23 protein-coding genes are annotated in these 24,815 nt (G+C 72.3%); 12 read left to right on the top strand and 11 right to left on the bottom strand.

What is annotated here, in order from left to right:
- Positions 1–3 precede the first annotated feature (3 nt).
- Complete coding sequence (locus H4W80_RS31080) at positions 4–1,272, top strand: MATE family efflux transporter (protein WP_192788331.1); 1,269 nt, start codon at positions 4–6, stop codon at positions 1,270–1,272.
- Here H4W80_RS31080 and H4W80_RS31075 read toward each other — a convergent pair.
- Positions 1,269–2,414, bottom strand: coding sequence for a PD40 domain-containing protein (locus H4W80_RS31075; RefSeq protein ID WP_192788330.1), 1,146 nt, complete (start codon positions 2,412–2,414; stop codon positions 1,269–1,271). The genes H4W80_RS31080 and H4W80_RS31075 overlap by 4 nt on opposite strands.
- Positions 2,411–2,938 carry a SigE family RNA polymerase sigma factor gene (locus H4W80_RS31070; protein WP_192788329.1) on the bottom strand — a complete coding sequence of 176 codons (528 nt, stop codon included), beginning with the start codon at positions 2,936–2,938 and terminating at the stop codon, positions 2,411–2,413. Before H4W80_RS31070 ends, H4W80_RS31075 begins: the two co-directional genes overlap by 4 nt.
- An 89-nt stretch (positions 2,939–3,027) precedes the next feature.
- Between H4W80_RS31070 and H4W80_RS31065 the strand changes: the two genes are divergently transcribed.
- The 4 genes from H4W80_RS31065 (at position 3,028) to H4W80_RS31050 (ending at position 7,221) form a co-directional block, all read left to right on the top strand.
- Complete coding sequence (locus tag H4W80_RS31065) at positions 3,028–4,065, top strand: hypothetical protein (protein ID WP_192788328.1); 1,038 nt, start codon at positions 3,028–3,030, stop codon at positions 4,063–4,065.
- A 95-nt stretch (positions 4,066–4,160) separates the two neighbouring features.
- The gene (locus tag H4W80_RS31060) at positions 4,161–5,402 is read left to right on the top strand and encodes an MFS transporter (RefSeq protein ID WP_225963762.1); all 1,242 of its coding nucleotides are present in this window, start codon (positions 4,161–4,163) and stop codon (positions 5,400–5,402) included.
- A 2-nt stretch (positions 5,403–5,404) separates the two neighbouring features.
- The gene (locus H4W80_RS31055; protein ID WP_192788326.1) at positions 5,405–6,292 is read left to right on the top strand and encodes an SDR family oxidoreductase; all 888 of its coding nucleotides are present in this window, start codon (positions 5,405–5,407) and stop codon (positions 6,290–6,292) included.
- Positions 6,289–7,221 (top strand): SMP-30/gluconolactonase/LRE family protein, encoded by a 933-nt coding sequence (locus H4W80_RS31050; RefSeq protein WP_192788325.1) that lies wholly within the window; start codon positions 6,289–6,291, stop codon positions 7,219–7,221. The genes H4W80_RS31055 and H4W80_RS31050 overlap by 4 nt, the downstream gene beginning before the upstream one ends.
- Before the next feature lie 6 nt (positions 7,222–7,227).
- Here the strand turns inward: H4W80_RS31050 and H4W80_RS31045 are convergent, their stop codons facing one another.
- Positions 7,228–7,623, bottom strand: a complete 396-nt coding sequence (locus H4W80_RS31045) for a hypothetical protein (protein WP_192788324.1) — start codon at positions 7,621–7,623, stop codon at positions 7,228–7,230.
- A gap of 117 nt (positions 7,624–7,740) precedes the next feature.
- Here H4W80_RS31045 and lhgO point away from each other — a divergent pair, with 117 nt between their 5' ends.
- From lhgO to H4W80_RS62925, 6 genes are all read left to right on the top strand, one after another.
- Complete coding sequence (gene lhgO / locus H4W80_RS31040) at positions 7,741–8,931, top strand: L-2-hydroxyglutarate oxidase (RefSeq protein ID WP_318787145.1); 1,191 nt, start codon at positions 7,741–7,743, stop codon at positions 8,929–8,931.
- Between the two features lie 17 nt (positions 8,932–8,948).
- Positions 8,949–9,641: a response regulator transcription factor gene (locus tag H4W80_RS31035; protein WP_225963761.1), complete on the top strand. Its 693-nt coding sequence runs from the start codon at positions 8,949–8,951 to the stop codon at positions 9,639–9,641.
- Positions 9,641–11,053, top strand: coding sequence for a sensor histidine kinase (locus H4W80_RS31030; RefSeq protein ID WP_192788323.1), 1,413 nt, complete (start codon positions 9,641–9,643; stop codon positions 11,051–11,053). Before H4W80_RS31035 ends, H4W80_RS31030 begins: the two co-directional genes overlap by 1 nt.
- Positions 11,054–11,118: 65 nt before the next feature.
- Complete coding sequence (locus tag H4W80_RS31025; protein ID WP_225965453.1) at positions 11,119–11,775, top strand: response regulator transcription factor; 657 nt, start codon at positions 11,119–11,121, stop codon at positions 11,773–11,775.
- Between the two features lie 116 nt (positions 11,776–11,891).
- Positions 11,892–13,628 carry a GTPase family protein gene (locus H4W80_RS31020; protein ID WP_225963760.1) on the top strand — a complete coding sequence of 579 codons (1,737 nt, stop codon included), beginning with the start codon at positions 11,892–11,894 and terminating at the stop codon, positions 13,626–13,628.
- Entirely contained in the window at positions 13,625–15,331 is a 1,707-nt protein-coding gene (locus H4W80_RS62925) for a YfjP family GTPase (protein ID WP_192788321.1), read from the top strand. Before H4W80_RS31020 ends, H4W80_RS62925 begins: the two co-directional genes overlap by 4 nt.
- An 85-nt stretch (positions 15,332–15,416) precedes the next feature.
- Here the strand turns inward: H4W80_RS62925 and H4W80_RS31010 are convergent, their stop codons facing one another.
- The 5 genes from H4W80_RS31010 to tdh all read right to left on the bottom strand — a co-directional run bounded on the left by H4W80_RS31010 (position 15,417) and on the right by tdh (position 20,236).
- Complete coding sequence (locus H4W80_RS31010) at positions 15,417–16,583, bottom strand: MFS transporter (protein WP_192788320.1); 1,167 nt, start codon at positions 16,581–16,583, stop codon at positions 15,417–15,419.
- A gap of 22 nt (positions 16,584–16,605) precedes the next feature.
- Positions 16,606–16,740, bottom strand: coding sequence for a hypothetical protein (locus H4W80_RS62920; protein ID WP_264086014.1), 135 nt, complete (start codon positions 16,738–16,740; stop codon positions 16,606–16,608).
- 131 nt (positions 16,741–16,871) lie between these two features.
- Positions 16,872–17,774 carry a LysR family transcriptional regulator gene (locus H4W80_RS31005; RefSeq protein WP_192788319.1) on the bottom strand — a complete coding sequence of 301 codons (903 nt, stop codon included), beginning with the start codon at positions 17,772–17,774 and terminating at the stop codon, positions 16,872–16,874.
- A gap of 192 nt (positions 17,775–17,966) precedes the next feature.
- The gene (locus H4W80_RS31000) at positions 17,967–19,136 is read right to left on the bottom strand and encodes a glycine C-acetyltransferase (protein WP_192788318.1); all 1,170 of its coding nucleotides are present in this window, start codon (positions 19,134–19,136) and stop codon (positions 17,967–17,969) included.
- Complete coding sequence (gene tdh / locus H4W80_RS30995; protein ID WP_225963759.1) at positions 19,136–20,236, bottom strand: L-threonine 3-dehydrogenase; 1,101 nt, start codon at positions 20,234–20,236, stop codon at positions 19,136–19,138. Before tdh ends, H4W80_RS31000 begins: the two co-directional genes overlap by 1 nt.
- Positions 20,237–20,456: 220 nt before the next feature.
- Here tdh and H4W80_RS30990 point away from each other — a divergent pair, with 220 nt between their 5' ends.
- Entirely contained in the window at positions 20,457–21,626 is a 1,170-nt protein-coding gene (locus H4W80_RS30990; protein WP_192788317.1) for a Gfo/Idh/MocA family protein, read from the top strand.
- A 15-nt stretch (positions 21,627–21,641) separates the two neighbouring features.
- Here the strand turns inward: H4W80_RS30990 and H4W80_RS30985 are convergent, their stop codons facing one another.
- From H4W80_RS30985 to H4W80_RS30975, 3 genes are all read right to left on the bottom strand, one after another.
- Positions 21,642–23,303, bottom strand: coding sequence for an alpha-amylase family protein (locus H4W80_RS30985; protein WP_192788316.1), 1,662 nt, complete (start codon positions 23,301–23,303; stop codon positions 21,642–21,644).
- Between the two features lie 53 nt (positions 23,304–23,356).
- Positions 23,357–24,523: a PucR family transcriptional regulator gene (locus H4W80_RS30980; RefSeq protein WP_225963758.1), complete on the bottom strand. Its 1,167-nt coding sequence runs from the start codon at positions 24,521–24,523 to the stop codon at positions 23,357–23,359.
- Positions 24,524–24,586: 63 nt separating this feature from the next.
- Positions 24,587–24,787, bottom strand: a complete 201-nt coding sequence (locus H4W80_RS30975) for an EF-hand domain-containing protein (RefSeq protein ID WP_192788314.1) — start codon at positions 24,785–24,787, stop codon at positions 24,587–24,589.
- Positions 24,788–24,815: the final 28 nt, after the last annotated feature.

Below are 24,815 nucleotides of genomic sequence, written 5' to 3'. Positions count from 1 at the left end.
TTCGTGATCGCGTTACTCCGCGCCGCCCTGCCGTTGTTCCTGGCGATGGTCGCGGGCATGGTCGGCTCCCTGGTGGTCACCTCGGTGCTCGGCAAGCATGACACAGTCACCCTGGCCGCGTTCGCGGTCGTGACCGCCGTGCTCAACCCCGCCGGCGCGGCGGTGCAGGGCGCGCTGCGCGGGCTCGGGCCGTTCGTGGCTCCATACCGGGACGACCCGGCGGCGGCCGTGCCGATCGTGCGGGACGCGCGCTGGCTCAGCCTGGCCACCGGCCTGGTCGGCGCGCTCGCCGTGGTCTGCGTGCCGCTGATCGCGGGCGCCACCGGGGTGCCCGGCGAGGTGGTGCGCGAGATGGGTCTGCTGCCGTACTTCCTCGCGGCGTCCCTCCTGGTCCTCGCCTCCACCGGCGGTTCGAGCACCATCCTGATCGCGCTCGGGCGCCCCCGCAGCGTGCTGTGGCCGACCCTGGTCTCCGGCGTGGTGCTGGGCGGGCTCACCGCCGTGCTGGTGCCGCCGCTCGGGCTCACCGGCGTGGGCCTGGCCTGGCTGATCTCGGGCTCGGCGGCGGCGCTCGTGGCGACCTTCGCCGTGCGGCGGGCGCTCGGTCGGCCCGTCGGGCAGTCCCGGCCCAGGATCGGCGAGATCGTCGCGCTGGCGAAGGTCAGCATCCCGCTGGCCGGGACCGTGCTCATCAAGTTCGGCGTGCTCGGGGTCGTCACCTTCGCGGCCGGCACCACGAGCACGCGCGACACCGCCGCCCACGCGGTGCTGACCACCCTCACCGGCTTCATCATGGTGGCCTCGCTCTCCGTCGCGCAGGCCTCGGTGCCGGACGTGGCCCGCGCCCCCGACCCGGCGGGTGCGCGCCGGGCGAACCGGGCCGCGGCCCTGCTCGCCGTCATGGGGACGTTCGCCGGGGCGGGCCTGCTGCTCGGGTTCGGGGAGCACCTGCTGGCGCTGTTCAGCGACGACGCCGCGGTGCGGGAGCGCGTGCAGGGGCTGCTGCCGCTGATGCTGCTGGCGTCGCTGCTGGACGCGGCCCAGGCGGTGCAGGGCTTCGGCCTCACCGCGCTCAAGCGCTCCGCCGCCAGCCTGTCCTACTTCGCGATCGGGTACGGGCTGCTGGTCGTGGCCGCCGTACCCGTGGCCAGGACCTGGGGGATCACCGGCCTCTGGGTGGCCATGGCGGTGGCCAACGGGCTCCTGGTCGTGCTCCAGGGCACCGGTTTCCACCGCCACAGCGCCAAGGTCGGGCGGGTCCTCGTCGGCTAGAACCCCGGCAGGACGAGGTCGCCCGACCGGGCCTTGTACGTGTACTCGTCGAGCTTGCGGATCCGGCCGGTGTCGACGTCGATCGTGTACGTGGCCCTGCCCAGCGTGGGCATGCCGTCCTTCTTGCCCCCCCAGGACGTGTCGCGCAGCACGTCGCTGAGCACCACCTCCGTGGGGCTGTGCCAGCCGCCGATCCGCGGGTGACCGAAGCCCTCCGGGGTGTCGGTGAACGTGGCCCTGGACAGGACCTTGCCGGTGGTGACGTCGAGAGTGACGATCGCGTCGAAGTCGTGGGTCACGGTGTCGTCCTTGAGCTCCTGGCCGTCGAGGTAGGCCAGCGTGCGCCCGTCCGCGGACAGCTCGCTGACCTCCTTCGAAGTCTGGTTCAACGGCGTCACCTTCCCGTCGCCGAACAGCCCCAGCCGGTCCTTGCCGTCGCCGACCACGACCGGGCTCCCACCGTTGCCGAGCCGCCGCACGCTCCACCCCTCGGGGATCTCGGTCACCTGGCCCGTCTCCATGTCCACCACGGAGCTCCTCCGGCCCGCCAGGCCGAGGAAGCGCCCGTCGGGGGAGAGCACCGGCACCGTCCCGTTCTTCGCCGCCGCCCCCTGCGTGACGGTCTGCGGGGCGAGCCGGATCCGGCCGTCGGTCAGGTCCCGGACCGCGAACTTCTGGTCCTTGTCGCTGTAGTACGCGACCCGCTTCCCGTCCGACGAGATCGTCACGGGGGCGATGGTGTTCATGGCCCTCTCGGGAACCTGCCTGGTGTACACGCTGAGCGCGTCAGCGATCCGGAAGCTCCCGCCGGTGCTGGTCACCAACCGCCACTGGGCGCATTCCGTGTCGAGGGCCGGGGTCTTCTTCGGGGTCCACTCCATGCCGCAGAAGTCGTTGTACGCGTACGCGGCCGGGTCCACGCCGGAGGCGGGCAGCGCGTCCGCGATCTGGCCGCTGAACGTGGCGCCGCCCGGGGTGGTGACCAGGACGGTGGCCGTGAGCGCGGCCGCGACCAGCGACGCCAGCCCCGAGCCGAACGTCACCGCCTTCCGCCTGCGCGCCCCTCGCACCGCCCGCTCGGCCAGGTCGACCTCGGGCGCCTGGGCGGCGATCAGGTGGAGCTCGTCACGGAACCGGGTCATCGGTAGACCTCCTCGGGATCGACGTCGTGGAGCAGATCGGCCAGCTCGGGGGCGAGCGTGCGTAAGCGGCCGAGCGCGTGGCTGGTCTGGCTCTTGACCGTGCCGGGCGAGCAGCCGAGCAGGTCGGCGGTCTCGTCGATGCTGCGGTCCTCGTAGTACCGCAGGACCAGCACGGCCCGCTGCCGGGGCGTCAGGCGCAGGAGGGCCCGCTGCAGCGCCATGCGGTGCAGGCTCTCGTCCTCGGGGCCGCCCCCGCGCTCGATCTCCGGCGGGTACGCGGTGAGCGTCTCCTTGGCGCGCCTGCGCCGCCGCCAGGAGATGTGCTCGTTGACGAGCGCCCTGCGGACGTACGCCTCCGGATTGCCGTCCTTCATCAGCTTCCGCCAGTGCCTGGCCGTACGCATCAGGACGGTCTGCAGCAGGTCCTCGGCCTGTGGGCCGTCGCCGGTGAGCAGGTACGCGGTACGCATCAGCACGTGCTGGCGCCCGCGGACAAACTCTCTAAAGCCCTCATATGGGTCCATGCGTCTCCTTCCACCCGCTATCAACGCGGACCCGAGTGGCGGCGTTGGAGGTCGGTCTTGGGCGGCGACTCGTGGGGCATGATGTCGGAGTGGGGGATGGATTGATGCGGGCGCTGGCCGCCGCGGGGGCTGTGGCGATGGCCACCTGTGTGCTGTTCACCGTTCCCGCCCGTGCGGCGGTGGCGGACGAGGGGATGGAGAAGCTTTTCACCTTCAAGGACCCCAAGATCACCGAGTCCAGCGGCCTGGCCGTCTCGCCGACGCACGCGGACATCTACTACACGCACAACGACAGCTCCGCCAGCCCCACCTTCTACGCCGTGGACGGCAAGGGGCGGACGCGGGCCACCTTCCAGGTGCGGGGCGCCCAGGCGAGAGACTGGGAAGCCATGGCCGCGACCAAGGACCCGGCCACGGGGCAGGCCACCCTGTGGTTCGCCGACATCGGCGACAACCTCAACGGGGCCTGGCCGGACGTCTCCATCTACCGCGTGGTGGAGCCCCAGACCATCAAGGACGCCACCCTGCCCGCGACCCGCTACCGCTTCCGCTACGCCGACGGCGGCCGCAACGCGGAAGGCATCATGATCAACCCCAAGACGGGGCGCCTCTACGTGGTGTCCAAGGAGTTCTCGGGGTCCGTCTACGCCGCGCCGAAGAAGCTCCGCACCGACAGGACGAACGTCCTGCGCAAGGTGGCCGCCGCGCCCCTCATGGCCACGGACGCCGCCTACGCCCCCGACGGCTCCTCGTACGTCGTCCGCACCTACTTCTCCGCCACCCTCTACCGCCCGTCGGGCGAGATGATCACCAGGGTGTCGATGCCGGAGCTGAAGCAGGCGGAGTCGATCACGTACACGGCGGACGGCAGGTCCCTCCTTACCGGCTCGGAGGGGCCCCGCAGCCCGGTCTACCGCGTCGCGATCCCCGCCACCGCCCGCCCCGCCACCACCCCCAGCCCCACCTCGGCGGCGCCGCAGCCGCCCGTGAAGGACACGGGCACGGCCACCCAGGCGGCCGCCGACCCGGGCGCGACCGGCTTAACGGCCAAGGACATCCTGATCTGGATCGCCGCCGCCGCGACCGCCCTGGGCACCATCACCTTCATCGCCCGCCGCACCCGCTGACCCGGGATGATCGATCGTGAAACGCGATCGTTCCGATGAAAAACATGCGTTGGACTCATTGATGGCCTATCGCCCAGGCTGTCCGCATGACGGCGATGACCTCTCAGACGGACGCCCGCCTGTCGCGCGGGCTGCTCCTGCTCATGTCAGTGGCGACCGGGCTGGCGGTCGCCGGCAACTACTTCGCGCAGCCGCTGCTTGACCTGATCGGCCGGGAGCTGGACGTCGGGCCGTCGCAGGCGGCGCTGGTGGTGACGGCCGCGCAGGGCGGGTACGCGCTGGGGCTGATCCTGCTGGTGCCGCTCGGCGATCTGGTGGAGCGGCGGCGACTGGCGGTGTCGCTCTACGCGGCGACCGCGGTGTTCCTGCTGGTGTCGGCCACCGCCCCCAACGGCACGGTGCTCCTGGCCGGCACCGCCCTGACCGGGCTGACCTCGGTCGGAGCGCAGGTCGTGGTGCCGTTCGCGGCGACTCTGGCGGACCCGGCCGAGCGCGGCCGGGTGGTCGGCACCGTGATGACCGGGCTGATGCTCGGCCTGCTGCTGGCACGCACCGCGTCCGGCGCCCTGTCGGAGCTGGGCGGGTGGCGGACGGTCTACTGGGTGAACGCGGCACTGATGGCGCTGATGGCCGTGCTGCTGCGTACGGTCCTGCCCCGGCTCGGCGGGGACGGCGGCCGCCTGACCTACCTCGGCCTGCTGCGCTCGACGGTGGCGATGTTCCGGCGCGAGCCGCTGCTGCGGTGGCGGGCCGGCATCGGCGCGTTGAGCCTCGCCTCGTTCAGCGTGCTGTGGACGGCGCTGACCTTCCTGCTGTCGGGGTCGCCGTACGACTGGACGGAGCCGGCCATCGGCCTCTTCGGGCTGGTCGGCGTCGTGGGCGCGCTGACCGCCACGGTGGCGGGGCGGCTGGCCGACCGCGGACACGTCCAGGTCGTGACCGGCGCCGGGACGGTGCTGCTGGTGGCGTCCTGGCTGGCGCTCGCGGCTGGGGCGCGGTCCCTGATCTGGCTGCTCGCCGGCGTGGTCGTGCTGGACCTGGCGCATCAGGCCGTGCTCAACAGCAGCCAGAACGTCCTCTTCGCGCTGCGGCCCGAGGCCCGCAACCGGATCAACTCGGCCTTCCTCACCGTCTTCTTCGCCGGGGGCGCGGTGGGATCCGCGCTGGCGTCCGTGGTCTGGGTGCGCGCGGGCTGGACCGGCGTGTTCGTCCTGGGCGCCGCCCTTTCGGCCGGGACCGTCGTGCTCTGGGTCCTGGAACGCGTCACCGTCAAGCGGCCGGCGGGCGAGCCCCCGAAGACCGCGCCCCGTACCCCCGCCACTGCCAAAGGAGAGTGAACGTGTCGCGCACCGTACTGGTCACCGGGGCCACCGGAACCGTGTCCACCGCGCTGATCGACGCGCTGAAAGGAGCCGACGTCGACCTGCGCGCCCTCGTCCGCGACAAGTCCCGCGCGGACGGCCTGTCCGAGCGGGGAGCCGAGGTCTTCGTCGGCGATCTCGACGACGCGCGGTCGCTGCCGCCCGCCTTCGAGGGCGTGCGGGACGTGTGGCTGCTCACCCCGAACGGCCCGCGCGCCCCGGAGAACAGCATGAACGCCGTGTGGGCCGCCCGCCAGGCGGGTGTGGAGCGCGTCGTCCGCCTGTCCGTCGTCGGCGCGGCGCACGACGCGCCGAACCGCAGCGGCAGGCTGCACGCGCTGGCCGACCGGGAGCTCGAACGGCAGGGCATGCGCTGGACGATCCTGCGCCCGCACTGGTTCATGCAGAACCTGCTGAACGAGGCGGGCGACATCGCCGCCACCGGCACGTTCTCGCTGAACCTGGCCTCGGCGCGGATCGGCATGATCGACGTACGCGACATCGCCGAGTGCGCCGCCCGCGTGCTCCTCGACGACCCGGATCGCCACCACGGCGAGACGTACACGCTCACCGGCCCGCGCTCGCTGACGTTCGACGAGGTCGCCGGGCACCTGGGGCTCGCTCTCGGCAGGCCCGTCACCTACCTGCCGGTCGGCGACGACGCCAAGCGCAAGACGCTGCTCGGCTACGGCGTCCCGGCCTGGATCGTCGACATGCTGGAGGAGTACGCGCAGGCGTACGCCCGCGGCTGGGGCGACTTCACCACCGGCACGGTCGCCGCCCTGCTCGGCCGCCCTCCGCGCGACATCGCCGACTTCGCCCGCGACCACGCCGCGGCGTTCACCTCGACCGGAGGCGGCAGGTGACGCGCTCGATCAGGGCCCTCGGCGCGATCCTCGCCGCGCTCGCGCTGGCCGTCACCCTGGGCGGCTCCGCCGGAGCGGACTCCGACCGGTGGGCAGGGGAACTTCCGGCCTCGATCTCGCTGCCCGACGGCTTCCGGCCCGAGGGCATCGCCACCGGCGCCGGACCCTTCGCCTTCATCAGCTCCATGGCCGACGGCTCCATCTACCGCGCCGACCTGCGCACCGGGCGCGGCGCGATCATCAGCCGCGGACCCGGCACGCCGTCGCTCGGCATGAAGCTCGACTCGCGGGGGCGGCTGTTCGTGGCGGGCGGCACGGGCGGTGACGCGCGGGTCGTCGACTCCCGCACCGGCCGGGTGCTGGCCTCCTACCGGCTGGTCACCGGCCCGGCGTTCGTCAACGACGTCATCCTCACCCAGAACGCCGCCTGGTTCACCGACTCCACCAACCCGGTGCTCTACAAGCTGCCGCTGCGCGGCGGACGGCTGCCCGCCGGCGCGGTGCGGATCCCGCTCACCGGGGACCTGCAGTACGGCGACGGCTTCAACGCCAACGGCATCACGCCCACTCCGGACGGCCGGGGCCTGATCGTCGTGCAGTCGAACACCGGCGGGCTGTTCCACGTCGACCCGTCCGGCGCGACCCGCCGGGTGGACCTGCACGGCGAGTCGCTGCGGGAAGGCGACGGCCTGTTGCTGCGCGGCCGGACGCTGTTCGCGGTGCAGAACCGGCTCAACGCCGTGGCCGTCCTGCGGTTGAACGCGACGGGGACCGAGGGCCGCGTCGTGCGGCGGGTGAGCGATCCCAGGTTCGACGTGCCGGCGACCGTGGCCGCCTTCGGGTCCCGGTTGTACCTCCCCAACGCCCGCTTCGACACGACGCCGGCCCCGGACACGCCGTACGACGCCGTCGCCATCCCCCGGCCCTGACCTGCTTCAGGACGGCGAGGGATCCCTGCGCCCCCGCCCGCGCAGGGTCGCGGTGAACATGTCCCCGCGCAGGGCCTGCCCGACCACCTCGATCGAGCGGGCCAGCCGGACCAGGCGCGGGCCCTCGTGCCGATAGACGTCGAGCACGGCCTCGACCGCGTGCGGCGGGAGGTGCCCCTTCAGGTCGACGGCGGCCTTCCGGTAGCCGGTCCTGGCCGCCTCGACGGCGGCGTTGACGTGATAGCTCGCCATGCTGACCAGCGCGATCGGATGGCGCCGGAGGACCTCGTGCTGCCGGTAGTCCGGCGGGAGCGCGTCCAGGAGCCAGGTCGTGGCGGACAGCTCCCAGTCAGGGACGCTGGGTGGCCGGACCTCGGGCGGCCACTCCGGCGGAAGATACATGCCGCCATCGTACTCATGTTCGACTGGATGTCCGGGAAAGGCCCGCTGTGCGCATCGGCTCAAGCGCTGGATCGCCCTGATATAGCGGGGACGGCCGGTTAGCCGGAAAATCGTCGTGTGACGGAGAAGATCGGAGTCGTGGGGGCGGGCATAGTCGGCCTGGCCGTGGCGCGCGAGCTGGCCAGGACCCGGGGCGCCGAGGTGACCGTGCTGGAGAAGGAGCCGCACGTCGGCGGCCACCAGACCGGCCACAACAGCGGCGTCGTCCACGCGGGCATCTACTACCAGCCGGGCTCGCTCAAGGCCAGGCTGTGCCGCGAGGGCGTGGCGCTGCTCAAGGAGTACTGCGCCGCCAACGCGCTGCCGTACGACGAGGTCGGCAAGCTGGTCGTCGCGAGCACCCGGGCCGAGCGGCCGCTGCTGAGCGCGCTGGCCGAGCGGGCGCGCGCCAACGGCGTGCCCGGCATCGCCGAGCTCGACGGGCTGGCGCTGCGCGAGATCGAGCCGCACGCCGTCGGCGTCGGCGCGATCCACTCGCCGCACACCGCGATCTGCGACTTCCCCGCCGTCGCGCGCCGGCTCGCGCTCGACGTGGAGGGGATGGGCGGGTCCGTACGGCTCTCGCACCCTGTCAGGGCGATCAGGGAGCGCTCCGGGGGCGTGGACGTGCTCGCGGCCAGGCGGAAGTTCACCTTCGACCGGCTGGTGGTCTGCGGCGGCCTGGGCACCGACACGGTGGCCGGGATGGCGGGGCATCCGGGGGATGTGCGGATCGTCCCGTTCCGAGGGGAGTTCTACGCTCTCCAGGGCGCGGCCAAGGATCTCGTCCGCGGGCTGATCTATCCGGTGCCGGATCCGCGCTACCCGTTCCTGGGGGTGCATCTGACGCGCCAGATCGACGGCGGGGTGCTGGTGGGGCCGAACGCGGTGCTCGCCCTGGCCTACGAAGGCTACACCTGGCGAAATATCCGAAATTTCGGTCAAATCCTTGGCTGGCCGGGGACGTTGCGCATGGCCAGGAGCCACTGGCGTACGGGGATCAAGGAGGTCTACGGGTCCCTCGTCAAAGGCGCGTTCGTCAGGGGCGCCCGCCGCTACGTCCCCGAGCTCACCGCCGCCGACCTCGTACGGGCCCCCGGCGGCGTCCGCGCCCAGGCCGTCGCCAGGGACGGCCGCCTGGTCGACGACTTCGTGGTGGACGTGCACGGCAACATCGTCCTGGTGCGCAACGCGCCCTCGCCCGCCGCCACCTCCAGCCTGGCGATTGCCCGGCACATTGCCGGAATTGTCCCAGCACTCGTCCGATGAGGGCATCCTTGGATGTGATGGAATCACGCCTGCTGATCGTCGAGGACGATCCCAACATCCTCGAGCTCCTGGCCGCGAGCCTGAGGTTCGCGGGTTTCGACGTGACCACCGCGAAGAGCGGCCACGACGCCGTCGCCGCCGTGCAACGGCACCGGCCCGACCTCGTCGTGCTCGACGTCATGCTGCCCGACCTGGACGGATTCGAGATCGTCCGGCGGCTGCGCGGCGGCGGGCTGCACACGCCCGTGGTGTTCCTGACCGCCCGTGACGAGACCGAGGACAAGATCCGCGGGCTCACGATCGGCGGCGACGACTACGTGACCAAGCCGTTCAGCCTGGAGGAGGTGGTCGCCAGGATCCACGCGGTCCTGCGCCGTACGAACGGCGACCTCCCGGCCGCCCCGCCGCGGCTGACGTTCGCCGACATCGAGCTGGACGAGGAGAGCCACGAGGTGTGGCGCGGCGGCAACGCGGTGGCGCTGTCGCCGACCGAGTTCAAGCTGCTGCGCTACTTCATGACGAACGCCGGCCGCGTCCTGTCCAAGCCGCAGATCCTCGACCACGTGTGGGACTACGACTTCAGGGGCGAGGTGGGCATCGTCGAGTCGTACGTGTCCGTGCTCCGCCGGAAGATCGACAACCGCAGCCCCCGGCTCATCCACACCCTGCGCGGTGTCGGATACGTCCTACGCCTGCCACCGAGCCCCTGATGCGCGGCCTGCCGCTCCGAATCAAGCTCATCGCGTCGATGCTGGCCCTGCTGGGGTTCGGCATGACCTTCATCGGCCTGGTGAGCGTCTCGGTGCTGCACGGCTACCTCATCGACCGGGTGGACAGCCAGCTCGGCCTGCTGAACGCCCGCATGCACAAGAAGGTCGTGAGCGACTGGCGCAAGGACAGGGAGACCTCCGAGCGGCCGATCATCATCGAGTCCGACGCGATCGTCCTGGTCAAGGAGCCGGGCGGCGATTTCGTGCCGATGCTCACCGACCGCGACGTGGACCTGAAGCCCAAGCCGGTGCTGTCGCCCTCGCCGGGCACGGAGGCGTACACGACGCCGGCGATCAAGGGGGACGGCGAGTGGCGGGTGCTGGAGCGCGTGGTCCAGCGGCAGACGCTCGTGGTCGCGGTGGACCTGGAGGAGGTCGACGCGATCACCAGGCGGCTCGTGCTCATCGAGCTGCTCGGCGGCGGCGGCATACTGCTCCTCCTCACCGTTGCCGGCATCACGATCGTACGGCGGAGCATGCGACCGCTCGGCCAGATCGAGCGCACGGCCGAGGCCATCGCGGGCGGTGAGCTGGGCCGCCGGGTGCCGGACGCCGACCCGCGTACCGAGGTCGGGAGCCTGGCCAACTCGCTGAACGGGATGCTCGCCCAGATCGAGGCCGCCTTCGCGGCGCGGTCGGCGTCGGAGGCGGCGGCCCGCCGCTCCGAGGACCGCATGCGGCAGTTCGTCGGCGACGCCTCCCACGAGCTGCGCACCCCGCTGACCTCCATCCGCGGCTTCGCCGAGTACGCCAGGCAGAACCCCGGCGCCGACCCCGCCGAGCTGATGCAGCGGGTGGAGAAGGCCGCGGGCCGGATGAGCCTGCTGGTGGACGACCTCCTTTTACTGGCCAGAGTGGACCAGCAGCGGCCGCTGAAGATGCGCCCGGTGGACATGCTGGCGCTGGCCGCCGACGCCGTGCAGGACGCCAGGATCCTCGCGCCCGACCGGATCATCAAGCTGGACGTGGTCGGCGGCGCGGCCCTGATCGTCTCCGGCGACGAGGTACGCCTGCGCCAGGTCATCAGCAACCTCGTCACCAACGCGATCATCCACACCGAGCCCGGCTCGCCGATCATCGTGCGCATCGGGGCGGGCTCGGAGACGCTGTTCCTCGAGGTCGTCGACAACGGCCCCGGACTCACGCCCGAGCAGGTCGAGCACGTCTTCGAACGCTTCTACCGGGCCGACTCCGCACGATCGCGCCGCCGTTCCGGCGAGGACCGGGGCAGCGGGCTCGGCCTGGCCATCGTGCAGGCGCTCGTCCAGGCCCACGGCGGCACGGTCACGCTGGACAGCTCCCCGGAGGCCGGCTCCACCTTCCGGGTGGAACTCCCACTCGCCTTGGAGTGAGCCTTCAGCTAACCCTCAGGTGGCTGGGTCACTCTAAGTAGGTGACGAAACCCGAGGCGCTGATCATGGTGGTGGACGACGAGCCCAGCATCAGGGACCTCCTGTCCGCCAGCCTGCGCTTCTCCGGGTTCGAGGTGCTGACCGCCGCCGACGGGCAGGAAGCCGTGGAGGTGGCCGACCGGGCCTCGCCCGACCTCGTGGTGCTCGACGTGATGTTGCCGGATCTCGACGGGTTCGAGGTGGCCAAGCGGATCGACGCGCCCGTGCTGTTCCTGACCGCCCGCGGCGACACCGAGGACAAGATCGCGGGCCTGCGGGTGGGCGACGACTACGTGACCAAGCCGTTCAGCCTCGAAGAGGTGCAGGCCCGGATCCGGGCGGTGCTGCGGCGCACGCGCGGGGAGGGCGCGCCGGCGAGCAGGCTCAAGGTGGCCGACCTGGAGCTGGACGAGGACGCCCGCGAGGTGTGGCGGGGCGGCCGGCAGGTGCGGTTGTCGCCGACGGAGTTCAAGCTGCTGCACTACTTCATGGTCAACGCGGGGCGGGTGCTGTCGAAGGCCCAGATCCTCGACCACGTCTGGAACTACGACTTCGGCGGTGACGCGGGCGTCGTCGAGTCGTACGTGTCCTACCTCAGGCGCAAGGTGGACGACGTCGAGCCGCGGCTCATCCACACCCTCCGCAGCGTCGGCTACGTGCTGCGCGAGCCGCCGCCCGGCTAGGCACGCCGCCTGGCTGGGCCCGGCGCCTGGCCACCTGCGGTGGACCGCCGGACGCGGCTCACCGTAGCGTGGGTCTTATGGAGCCGCTGGCCGCGCCGGAGACTAGCGTGGGCGGTATGGATCTGCTGGCCGCGCTGGAGGCGCTGCGCCGGCCGCTGGATCGCGAGCTGTTCCCGCTGGCGGTCGGCGAGGCGGCACGAGACCGGCGTGCGCTGCGCGAGCTGGCCGGGCAGCTCGACGACTACCTGCTGCCCCGGCTGCGCGCGCTCGACGCGCCGCTGCTGGCCGTCGTCGGCGGGTCCACGGGGGCGGGCAAGTCCACGCTGGTCAACTCGCTGGTCGGGGCCGACGTGACCGAGCCGGGCGTGCTGCGGCCCACCACGCTCGTCCCCACGCTCGTGGTCAGCCCGGCCGACCACTCCTGGTTCATGGGCCAGAACGTGCTGCCCGGCCTGTCCCGCGCCACCGGCACCGGTCCGGGGGCGCTGCGGGTGGTCACCTCCGACGCGCTGGGCGCCGGCCTCGCGCTGCTCGACGCGCCCGACATCGACTCGGTGGTGGTGGCGAACCGGGAGCTCGCCGCCCAGCTGCTGGCCGCCGCCGATCTGTGGCTGTTCGTCACGACCGCCGCCCGTTACGCGGACGAGGTGCCGTGGAGCTTCCTGCGCTCCGCCCGCGAACGCAGCACCGCCCTGGCCCTCGTCCTCGACCGGGTGCCCCAGGACGCGATCGAGCCCGTCTCGCGCGACCTGACCCGCCTCCTCGCCGAGAACGGCCTCGACGGCACGCTGCTGTTCACCGTCCCCGAGGCGCCGCTGCCCTCGGAGAAGGCCAGGCTGCCGGAGGAGAGCGTGCGGCCCATCTCCTCCTGGCTCACGGGGCTGGCCACCGACGCGGCGGAGCGGTCCCGCGTCGTACGCCAGACGCTGTCGGGGGCGCTCGACAGCCTGGCCACCCGGGTGCCCGCGCTGGCCGTGGCCGTCGAACGCCAGCAGGCCGCCTTCGACACCCTGCGCTCCGTCGTGGCGGGTGCCTACGCGGGCGGCATCGCCGACTTCGACGCGGGCATGCGTGACGGGTCGCTGCTGCGGGGCGAGGTGCTGGCCCGCTGGCAGGACTTCATCGGCACCGGCGACCTCATGCGCTCCCTGGAGAGCCGGGTGGGGTGGCTGCGCGACAGGATCGTCGGCTTCTTCACCGGGCAGATGCCGGAGGGCCAGCTCAGGGACGCCCTGGAGAGCGGGGTGGGGGCGCTCATCAGGGGCGCCGCCGACGGGTCCGCCGAACGCGCCCTGGAAGGCTGGTCGGCCGCGCCCGGCGGGTCCGGCCTGCTGGAGCGGCTGGGCCCCATGGAGTCCGCCCGCCTCGGCCGCGCCGCCCCCGACGTGGGCAAGCGCGCGGAGGCGACGGTCCGGGGGTGGCAGGAGTTCGTTCTGGACCTCGTACGCGAGGAAGGGCGCGAACGGCGGACGGCCGCCCGCGTGGCCTCCTTCGGGGTGAACGGGGCGGGGCTGCTGCTCATGCTGGGCGTGTTCGCCTCCACGGGCGGGCTGACCGGGATCGAGGTGGGGATCGCGGGCGGCACGAGCCTGCTGTCGCAGAAGCTGCTGGAGGCCGTCTTCGGCGACCAGGCCGTGCGGACGCTGACCGTGCGGGCGCGCGACGACCTGCGGGATCGGGTGCGGCTGCTGCTGGAGGAGGAGTCGTACCGGTTCACGGCCCAGCTGGAGGCGATGGAGCCGCCCCGGGGGACGGCGAACGCGCTGCGCGCCGCAGCCGAACGCATCCAGGCCCACCGCGCGGAGCTCCCGGCGACGGTCGCGGGTGGACAGGACGCGGGGGACACGTCGTGAAGCTGCTGCGCCGTAAGGAGGGCCCGTCCCTCGACTCCCGCCTGGCCGCCCTGCTGGAGGCCACCGAGCTGGCCGAGGGGCGGCTGCCGGAGGAGGCGGTGTCCGGCGCGCGGGCGGTCGCCGAACGGGCCGGCGTGCGCCGTACCCTCTCGATCGACCACACCGTGGCCGCGCTGGCGGGCGCGACGGGCAGCGGCAAGTCGTCGCTCTACAACGCCCTCGCCGGCGCGGACCTGGCCGCGGTGGGCGTCGTACGGCCCACCACCTCGGCCGCCCAGGCGGCGCTGTGGGACGGGGAGGGCGCGGGCCCGCTGCTGGACTGGCTGGACATCCCGCAGCGCCACCCCGCCGCCTCCGCCTCCGGCCTGTCCGGACTCGTCCTCCTCGACCTGCCCGACCACGACTCCATCCAGGTGTCCCACCGCCTGGAGGTGGACCGGCTGGTGGAGCTGGTGGACCTCCTGGTCTGGGTGGTGGACCCGCAGAAGTACGCCGACGCCGCCCTCCACGACCGCTACCTGCGCCCGCTGGCCGCCCACCGGGGCGTCATGCTGGTGGTGCTCAACCAGGTCGACCGCCTGCCGGACAGCGCCGTCGACCGCTGCCTCCGGGACCTGCGCCGCCTCCTGGACGAGGACGGCCTGGCGGGCGTGCCGGTCCTGGCCGTCTCCGCCCGCACCGGCGCCGGCCTCGCGGAGCTCCGCGCGCTCCTGAACGACCGCGTCGCGGAGCGCAAGTCCTGGTCCACCCGCCTGGCGGCCGACATCACCACCGCCGCCGCCCGCCTCGGCGCGCCGGAGGAGACCCCGGCGGGTCAGGCGATGGACCGGGCGCTCACGGCGGCGCTCTGCGAGGCGGCCGGGGTGCCGCTGGTGGTGGAGGCGGTGGCCAAGGGGCACCGGCACCGCGCCGTCGTCGCCACCGGCTGGCCCGTCACCCGCTGGATCCGCAAGCTCAGGCCCGACCCGCTCCGCAGGCTCCGCATCGGCCCCATGGCCCCGACGGGCGGGCCGATGGGCGGGCCGGCGGGCGAGCTGCCCCCGGGTCGGTCGCCGGCCGCGCCTTCGGGGCAGGCGGCCGGGTCTTCGGGGCAGTCAGCCTCAGGGCAGGGAATCGGGGCCGAAGTCGTCGGCCGTACCTCCGTCCCGGCGGCCTCGGCCGTACAGAGGGCCAGGGTCGAGACGGCGATCAGGGACGTCGGCGAGGCGGCCGCGTCGGACCTGCCCGGCCCGTGGGCGGCGGCGGTGCGGCAGGCGGCGCGGTCCCGTTCCCAGGAGCTGGCCGACGCGGTGGACCGGGTGGTGGCCACGACGTCCGCCCGCGCGACTCGGCGGCCCAGGTGGTGGCGGGCCGTGAACGTCCTGCAGTGGCTGGTGTTCGCGGCCATGCTGGCCGGCGCTCTGTGGCTGGGCGTCCTGTTCGGGATGGACTACCTGCGCCTGCCCCAGCCGCCGCTCCCGACCGTGGGCGTGGTGCCGTGGCCGACGGTGCTGCTGGTGGGCGGGGTGCTGGCGGGCGTGCTGATCGCGCTGCTGTCACGGCTGGCCGCCTGGGCGGGTGGCAGGCGGCGGGCCCGGCGTACGGCCAGAGCCCTGCGTACGGCCGTGGGCCAGGTCGGCGACGATCTCGTGCTGGCCCCCGTGCGGGCGGAGCTCGACCGGTACGCCCGCTTCACCGAGGCACTCACCCGAGCCCGCGCGTGACCCGCCCGGCTCACCCGGAACGCCCGGTGCCGTCGCGCCGGAGCAATACCGTTCAGCCCGTGTCGTTGCGCCCGAGCAGTACCGTTCAAGCCGTGCCGTCCCGCCGGAGGAGTACGGTCGCCAGGGCCGCGCCCGCCAGCGCGAGGCCGGAGGCCGCGAGGAAGGGCGCCGAGGCCCCTAATCGTTCCCCGGTCACCCCCGCGACCCCCGAACCCAGCGCACCTCCCACACCGATGGCCGTGGAGATCCACCCGAACGCCTCCGCCTGCGCCCCCGGCGCGAACTCGTCCACCAGCAGCGACGACGTCGTCAGCGCCGGATTGAGCGCCAGCCCCCCGCCGAACAGCACCATCCAGAACACCGGCCACGACTCCACCAGCGCCAGCGGCGCCAGCACCGCCCCGAGCGCCGCCATCAGCGCCACCAGCCGTACCCCGGCCCGGGACTGCCAGGACCGGGCGCCGTAAGCGGCGGCTCCCACGATGCCGCCCACCGACAGCGCCGCCACCAGCACCCCGGTGGCCGCGGGCACGTGGCGGGCGGCGGCCAGCGCGGGCACGCCCACCTGGAGTGCCCCCAGCGTCCCGCCGAGCAGCAGCACCACGGCCAGCAGCACCGGCATCCTCCGGTCCGCGAACACCCGCCCGCGCCCCCGTTCGGACCCGCGGGCCTCCGCCCGCAGTGCCCGGGTGAAGCCCAGCGTCCCGGCCCCGGCGGCGACGGCCACCAGGGCCAGCCCCAGCGAGGTCGTGGTCAGCGCGATCACCACCCCGAACGCCAGCGGCCCCACCAGCATGGCCAGCTCCTGCACCAGGTAGACCAGGCTGTAGGCGGCGGTACGCCCCTCGTCAGGCACGCGGCGCCCCCATTCGAGCCGCATGCTCACCGAGACCGGCGGCAGCCCCGCCCCGGCCACCCAGGCCAGCGCCACCACGGCCCACCAGAGCCGGTCCCCGGCGGCCACGACCAGCGCGACGAGCGCGGACACGTGCAGCAGCGCGGTGACGAGGAGCACCGGCCTGGACCCGCGCCGGTCCATGAGCCGCCCCTGCACCGGCCGCCCCATGCCCGCCCCCATGGCGAACGCCGCCGCGGTCACCCCCGCCAGCGTCAGCGAGCCGCTCGCGCCCTGCACCACCAGCACCGTCCCGACGGGCGCCACCTGCTGCGTGAGCTGCGCCAGGAACCCCAGCACTGCCTGAGCGGGCACGCCGGGCAGGCCGAGCGGGGTTCGATGGCGCGGGCCTCCCATGGCCCGCACGCTATCCCGGAGATCAGGACGCCGCGCAGCCCTTGGCCTTGTTACGGGCGTCGACGGCCCGCTGCGGCAGCGGGGTCGTGTGCGCCACCACCACGGCCACTCCGGGTTCGGTGAAGAACCCGCCGCGCACCAGCCAGGTGTCCGGCACGGTGTGGCTATGGCCGGATAATGCGCCATATAGATCTCCTCGAAGCGCTGCTCGGGCTCGGGTGGCCCCATGCGGTGGTCCTTCCACTCGGCGAACACACCTCAGGAGATGTCCGGCTAAGTCCGGATGTTTCACCCCGCGTCGAGAGAGCGGCCGATCGTGCGCAGCGCCGACAGGAGCGGGCGCAGGAGGGGATGGGCGTCGGAGCCGCGGCGTACGGCGGCGAAGACGCGGCGCTCGGGCCCCGGCGTGCGGCGGACCGCCACCCCGGTCAGCGCCATGTCGCGCAGGGCCAGCCGTGGCACCAGGGCCACCCCCGCCCCGGCCCCGACCAGGGCGACCACGGCGCGGAAGTCGTCGGAGCAGTGGGCGAGGTTCGGCGTGAAACCCGCCTGCTGGCAGGCGAACGTGATCACGTCGTGCACCGGGTTGCCCGGGTAGGGGCCGATCCAGGTCTCGGAGGCGAGCGAGGTCAAGGTCGCCTCCGAGGCCAAGGGGTGGTCGTGGGGGAGCACCAGGTCGAACGGCTCGGCGTAGAGGGGCAGCCGGGACAGGCGCCGGTCGGCCGCGTCGGGGGCGCCCCGGTACTCGACCGTGACGGCCAGGTCGGCCTCGCCGTCCAGCAGCATGGCCAGGCTGTGGTCGCCCTCGGCGTCCAGCACGCGTACGTGCAGCCCGGGGGAGGTGGCGCGCAGGGCGGCGATGGCAGGGGAGAGCACGGCGCCGATCGCGGTGGCGAAGCAGGCCACGGTGACCTCGCCGGCCTCGCCCGTGGCGTACGCGGCCACCTCGGCCTTGGCGCGTTCGAGCTGGGCGAGCACCTCGTTGGCGTGGCCCAGCATGATCTTGCCGACGGCGGTGAGGTGGACGCCGCGGCCGTCGCGGGTGAACAGCCGGTGGCCCACCTCGTGCTCCAGCGCGACGAGTTGCTGGGACACAGCGGAGGGGGTGAGGTGCAGCGCGGCCGCCGCGGCGGTCACCGTGCCGTGGTCGGCCACCGCCCGCAGCGTGCGCAACCGCCGCGTGTCTATCACCCGTGCTGCTCCTTGGCCTCACTCCGTGAGGCGCGCCCGATCGGTGGGATCCGTCGCAGCGAGAATACTCACCCACCGGTCATGACCACGCACGGCCAGGTCCGAAGGGCCGGGCGAGGGCGGCGAGTCAGGGGCGGCCGGGGCTCTGCGTGTTCAGGGCCCCGGCGGCCGGACGTCGTCCCGGGCGGGGTGTCAGCCGCGCGCCTGGATGAACGCCTGGACGGCGCGGTCGACGTCCTCCGTGGAGTGGGCGGCGGAGAGCTGGACCCGGATCCTGGCCCGGCCGTGCGGCACGACCGGGTACGAGAAGCCGATGACATAGATGCCGAGGTCGAGCAGGCGGTCGGCCATCGCCGCGGCCTCGGCGGCGTCGCCGATCATCACGGGCACGATCGGGTGGTCGCCGGGCAGGATGTCGAACCCGGCCTTGGCCATCTCCCCCCGGAAGCGCGCCGTGTTGGAGCGGAGCTGCTCGCGGGCCTCGTTCGAGGTCTCCAGCAGGTCGAGGATGCGCAGCGACGCCGAGGCGATGACGGGGGCGAGCGAGTTGGAGAACAGGTACGGGCGCGAGCGCTGGCGCAGCAGCTCGCAGATCTCCTTGCGGGCCGAGACGTAGCCGCCGCTGGCGCCGCCGAGGGCCTTGCCCAGGGTGCCGGTGATGATGTCGATCCGGTCGGTGACGCCGTGCAGCTCCGGCGTGCCGCGGCCGGTCGGCCCGACGAAGCCGACGGCGTGGGAGTCGTCGACCATCACCATGGCGTCGTAGCGCTCGGCCAGGTCGCAGATCTCCCGCAACGGCGCGAGATATCCGTCCATGGAGAACACGCCGTCGGTCACGATCAGCCGCCGCCGGGCCTCCGACGCCTCCTTCAGCCGGGCCTCCAGCTCGGCCATGTCGCGGTTGGCGTAGCGGAAGCGCTGGGCCTTGGAGAGCCTGATGCCGTCGATGATGCTGGCGTGGTTGAGCGCGTCGGAGATCACCGCGTCCTGGGCGTCGAGCAGGGTCTCGAACACGCCGCCGTTCGCGTCGAAGCACGAGCTGTAGAGGACGGTGTCCTCCATGCCGAGGAAGTCCGACAGGCGGGCTTCGAGCTCCTTGTGCACCTCCTGGGTGCCGCAGATGAACCGTACGGACGCCATGCCGAACCCCCACCGGTCCAGCGCCTCCTTGGCCGCCTCGATCACGGTGGGGTTGTCGGCCAGGCCGAGGTAGTTGTTGGCGCAGAAGTTCAGGACCTCGCGCCCGGCGACGCTCACCGACGAGCTCTGCGGGGAGCCGATCACGCGCTCGGGCTTGAGCAGCCCGGCCTCGGTGATCTCGTCGAGCGTCGTACGCAGCTGCTGGCGCACGTTCGTGAACATCAGGCGCTCCTGTTCATGGTCGCGGCCGCTTCGGCCTCCGTTGGCTCGTCCCTCGCTCTCTCCGGCCGAGCTCCTCCGCTCCAATCGAGAATGACCTTGCCGGTCCGCCCGCTGGCGGCCGTGTCGAAGGCGGCGTCGAAGTCTTGGTACGGGAACCGGTCGGTGATGACGGGGGTGAGGTCGAGGCCCTTCTCCAGCAGGACCGACATGTTGTACCAGGTCTCGAACATCTCCCGCCCGTACACGCCCTTGATCGTGATCATGGAGGTCACGACGGTCGCCCAGTCGACGGCGAACTCCTCGGCGGGCAGCCCGAGCATGGCGATCTTCCCGCCGTGGGTCATGTTCGCGATCATGTCGCGCATGGCCTGCGGGTTGCCGGACATCTCCAGCCCCACGTCGAAGCCCTCGCGCATGTGGAGCTGGCGCATGCCCTCGGCGATCGAGGTCCTGGAGACGTTCAGGGCGAGGGAGACGCCGAGCTTGCCGGCCAGGGCGAGCCGCTCGTCGCTGACGTCGGTGATCATCACGTTGCGCGCGCCGACGTGCGTGGCCACGGCCGCGGCCATGAGCCCGATCGGGCCCGCCCCGGTGATCAGCACGTCCTCGCCGACCAGGGGGAAGGACAGTGCGGTGTGTACGGCGTTGCCGAACGGGTCGAAGATGGCCGCCACGTCGGGGTGGACGGGGACCCGGTGGACCCAGACGTTGGAGGCCGGCAGCGTGACGTATTCGGCGAAGGCGCCGTCCCTGTTGACGCCGAGGCCCACCGTGTTGCGGCACAGGTGCCTGCGGCCCGCCATGCAGTTGCGGCACTTGCCGCACACGAGGTGGCCCTCGCCGCTGACGAGGTCGCCGACGGCGACGTCCTCGACGCCCGGCGCCACCTCGACCACGTGGCCGGAGAACTCGTGCCCGACGATCAGCGGGAGCTTCAGGGTATGCCGCGCCCAGTCATCAAATTTCCGGATATGCAGGTCGGTGCCGCAGATGCCGGTCCGCAGGACCCGGATCTTCACCTCACCGGGACCCACCTCGGGCTCGGGCACGTCCACCAGCCAGAGGCCGGCCTCGGCCTTCTCTTTGACCAGCGCTTTCATGGCTTCATTCCCCCCAGTCCGAACCTAACGCACTGTGCCCTCTCGCCTTCGGGGATGTCCATCGAGGCTTTCTTAAGTGCCCCCACAGCTCCGCTTCACGCCCCAGCAAAGGCAGGTCTGCGGACTCCTTGTTGCTTAGATCTGCATGATTCAAGCTATTTATCTGCAGAAATGAGTACTAGCCTGACGTCTGCTGCGGCTGATTCGGGAAGGGACACCAGTGGAAGACCTGCGTATCGGAGTCATCGGCCTCGGGCTGCGGACGAGCCTCTCCCTGCACGCGCACCGGCCGGGCAGGGGCGCGGTCGTGACCGCGTTGTGCGACTCCGACCCGGCGGTGCTCAAGAGCCAGGCGGGGCGGTTCGAGGCGGAGTTCCTGACCGGGGACCACCGCGAGCTGCTCGACCGGCCCGACCTCGACGCGATCATCGTCAACACCCCCGACGACACCCACGAGCGCATCGCCATCGACTGCCTCCGGGCCGGCAAGGCCGTCTACCTGGAGAAGCCGATGGCGATCACGGTCGAGGGCTGCGACAACGTCCTGCGCGCCGCCCGCGACACCGGCACCCGCCTGTACGTGGGGCACAACATGCGGCACATGGGCGTGGTCCGGCTCATGCGCGACATCATCCGCCAGGGCGTCATCGGCGAGCCGAAGACCGTCTGGGTGCGCCACTTCGTCTCCTACGGCGGCGACTACTACTTCAAGGACTGGCACGCCGACCGCACCCGCACCACGGGCCTGCTGCTGCAGAAGGCGGCCCACGACCTGGACGTCATCCACTGGCTCGCCGGCGGCTACACGACCAGGGTCAACGCGTTCGGCGACCTCATGGTCTACGGCGACCTGCCGCGCCGCGAGCCCGGCACGCCGCGGCCCGACGGGTGGCTCCAGGAGTACGAGTGGCCGCCGGCCTCGCGCACCGGCCTGCACCACGTCGTGGACGTCGAGGACGTGTCGGTGATGAACATGCGCCTCGACAACGGCGTCATCGCCGCCTACCAGCAGTGCCACTTCACGCCCGACTACGTGCGCAACTACACGGTCATCGGCACGGAGGGCCGCCTGGAGAACTTCGGCGACGGGCCAGGGGACACGGTCAAGGTCTGGAACCGGGGTCCCACGGCCTACCGGGACGACTGCGACATCGCGTACACGGTGCCTCCGGCGGACGGCTCGCACGGGGGAGCGGACGCGCAGATCGTGACGGAGTTCTGCCGGTTCGTACGGGACGGCGGCGCGACGGACACCTCGCCGGTGGCGGCCAGGATGAGCGTGGCGGCGGGCTATATGGCCACGATGTCGCTGCGCGACGGCGGCATGCCGTACGACGTGCCGCCCCTGGACGCGGAGCTGGCCGCGTACTTCGACAACGGCCAGCGCTGATCCCGCGAACCCAGGTCAGTGGGACTTGACCGAGGCGTCCTCCGGGGGGAGCTCCCGGGGGGAGGCGCGCAGCCAACGGGTGCCGTACGGGTCCAGCGGGAGCCGTACGGAACCCTCGGCCGAGACCTCCAGCGTGCCGTCCACCAGGAGGTCCGTGAGCTGGTGGTTCTCGAGCCCCTCCAGGGTCAGCTCCACGTCCCTGACCGTGTCGCACAGGTTGTGCACGACCACCACCGCGGCCCCGTCGGCGTCGCAGCGGTGGGCGAAGACCGCCCGGTCGCCGGTCTCCAGCACGGTGTAGTCGCCCCACGCCAGCTCGGGGCACTCCCGGTAGCGCTCGATGAGGAGCTGGAACCAGCGCAGCAGCGAGTTCACGTCCCGCTTCTGGTCGGCCACGTTGACGCGGTCGGGCGCGAAGGAGCCCTCCGGGGTCTCGCGTACCGGCTCGGCCTGGGTGAAGCCGCCGTCCGGGGACCACTGCATCGGGACGCGGACCGCCATGCGGCCCTCCGCGTCGAGGTTCTCGCCCAGCCCGATCTCCTCGCCGTAGAAGATCACCGGCGTGCCCGGCAGCGAGAACAGCAGGCTGTAGGCCATCTTCATGCGCCGCAGGTCCCCGCCGAGCATCGTCGGCAGCCGGCGGCGCAGGCCGCGGCCGAAGATCTGCATGTCCTCGCGGGGGCCGAACGCCTCGAAGATCTCCTGCCGCTCCTCGTCCGTGAGCTTGTCTAAGGTGAGCTCGTCGTGGTTGCGCAGGAACATGGCCCACTGGCCGTCCTTCGGCGGTTCGGGGCGCTCGCGCAGGGCGTCGGCGAGGGGCGTGGCGTCGTGGCGCGCCAGTGACAGCCAGGCGTTCTGCATGCCGATGAAGTCGAAGCACATGGTGAGCTGGTCGCCCAGGCCCTCTCCGAAGAACCGGGTCAGGTCCTTGTACGGGACGTTGACCTCGCCCAGCAGGATCGACCCGCCCTTGCGCCGCGTCATGAACGCCCGCAGGTCCGCGAGGAACTCGTGCGGGTTCGCCAGCTTCGGATCGACGTTCTCGATGAGGAAGGGCACCGCGTCCACCCTGAACCCGGACAGCCCGAGCTCCATCCAGAAGCCGAGGATGCGCGTGATCTCGTCCCTGACCTCGGGGTTGCCGACGTTCAGATCCGGCTGGTGCCGGTAGAAGCTGTGCAGGTAGTACTGTTCGGAGCCCTCGTCGTACTGCCAGACGCTGTTCTCCTTGTCGGGGAAGACGATCTGCGAGGGGTCGTCGGGCTCCGGGGTGTCGGACCAGACGTACCAGTCGCGCATGGGAGATTCCCGGCTCGACCGGGCCTCCACGAACCAGGGGTGCTGGTCCGAGGTGTGGTTGACGACGAGGTCCGCGATCACCCGCAGCCCCCTGTCGTTGGCGGTGCGCATGAACTCCACGAAGTCGCCCAGCGTGCCCAGCCGCGGGTCGATGCGGTAGAAGTCGGTGATGTCGTATCCGTCGTCCCGGTTGGGGGTGGGGAAGAACGGCATGAGCCAGAGACACGTCACGCCGAGTCCCGCGAGGTAGTCGACCTGCTGCGTCAGCCCGCGGAAGTCGCCCACGCCGTCGTCGTTCCCGTCCTTGAACGTCTCCACGTCGAGGCAGTAGATGACGGCGTTCTTCCACCACACGTCGGAGGTGTACGTCAGTCGCATGGGTGGCCGCTACCCGCCACGGGCACGCTCAGGCCGCCGGATCCGCCGGGATTTCAGGGACGGGTGGTGCTCGCCTGGACGGCCTGCCTGGCCCGCAGCGCGATCTCCAGCTCGAAGCGGATGTCCGGATCGGCGAGCTGGTCACCGAACAGCTCCTCCAGCTGCCGCAGCCGGTAGCGCACGGTCTGCGGGTGCACGTGCAGCCTGGCGGCCACCTCGCCCGCGCCCCGGCCGTGCCGCAGCCAGGCCAGCAGCGTCTCCGCGAGCCGGTCCTGCTGGGCGGGCCGCAGGTCGGCCAGGGGCGCCAGCCGCGCCTGCGCCAGCGTGCCGACCAGCTCCTCGTCCTTGAACACCACCAGCGTCGCCATGTGGTCCGCGCACCGCAGCGGCCCCCGGGGCAGGATGCCGCGCCGCGACAGCTCCAGGGCCTCCCTGGCCCAGCGCAGCGAGGTCGCGGCGGCCGAGAGGGGCACGGCGGGGCCGATCGCGGCCTGGCGCCCGCGCAACGCCTGGTCGAGCAGCTGGGCCTGGCCGGGGCCGGTGGGGTCGGGCGCGAGCAGGCAGGGCACGGGCCTGTCCAGCCCGGTGAGCACGTCGGGCGGCAGCGCGGGGGCGCGGTAGGCGGCGTGCCGGTCGTCGAAGGCCACGCAGGCGACGGTCCTCGGCCGGCGCCACCCGGCGGCCTTGGCCAGCTCGGCGATGGCCTCCGCGCTGGCGGGCGGGCGGCTGAGCAGCAGGTCGAGCAGGTGGCCGCGGCGGCGTTCGGTCTCGCCCGCGGTGTGCGCCCTGGCCTCCTCGAAGCCCTCGGCCGCCGCGTCGGCGAGCTGGTCGAGATAGACGAAGATGGCCTCGCCCAGGTCGTACAGGGTCTGCGGGGACAGGCGCAGCGGCTCGGCGAGCTCGGTCAGCCGCCGCCAGCAGACCCGGGCGCCGAGCCGCATCGCGGTCTGCAGCGGCTCGAGGTTGCGGCCCTCGGCCGCCTCGCCCCTGCCGATCAGCCGGAACGGCTCGGGGTCCCAGGGGGCGCCCGGGTTCTCGACGCGGTCGAGAAAGCCCTCGATGGCCTGCTCGACCGCCATCCTGACGACCTTGATGTAGATCTCGTCCGATGGCCTGGCGTATTCGGGGATCCGGGTCTGGATCTCCTCGATCACCTCTGCCGAGACCCTGCCGATGCCCGCCCTGAGCGCCTGCACGGGGATTTCACTCGTGATGACCATCGTCCCTCCCGTCGCCATTGTGACCCAGGCAACAGGAGAATGTGTAGCAAGAGCTTGTTTTTGTCACTTCTGGAGGAAGGCGGCGAACTCCTCCAGGTCGATCAGGCCGTCGCCGTCCTTGTCGAGCTTCAGCACGCCTTCCTGCGCGGCCTCCAGGGTCACCGGCTGGCCGAGCACCTCCATCAGCTTCACGAGCTCGACGGCGGAGATGCGGCCGTCCTTGTCGGCGTCGATGAGGTCGAAGGTGATGGCGTAATCGCTCATGGGGGTCACCCTTCCATGTGAATGGATG

The sequence above is a fragment of the Nonomuraea angiospora genome (assembly GCF_014873145.1).
Classification (GTDB): Bacteria; Actinomycetota; Actinomycetes; order Streptosporangiales; family Streptosporangiaceae; genus Nonomuraea; species Nonomuraea angiospora.
This window is presented reverse-complemented; position numbering and strand designations above follow the sequence as displayed.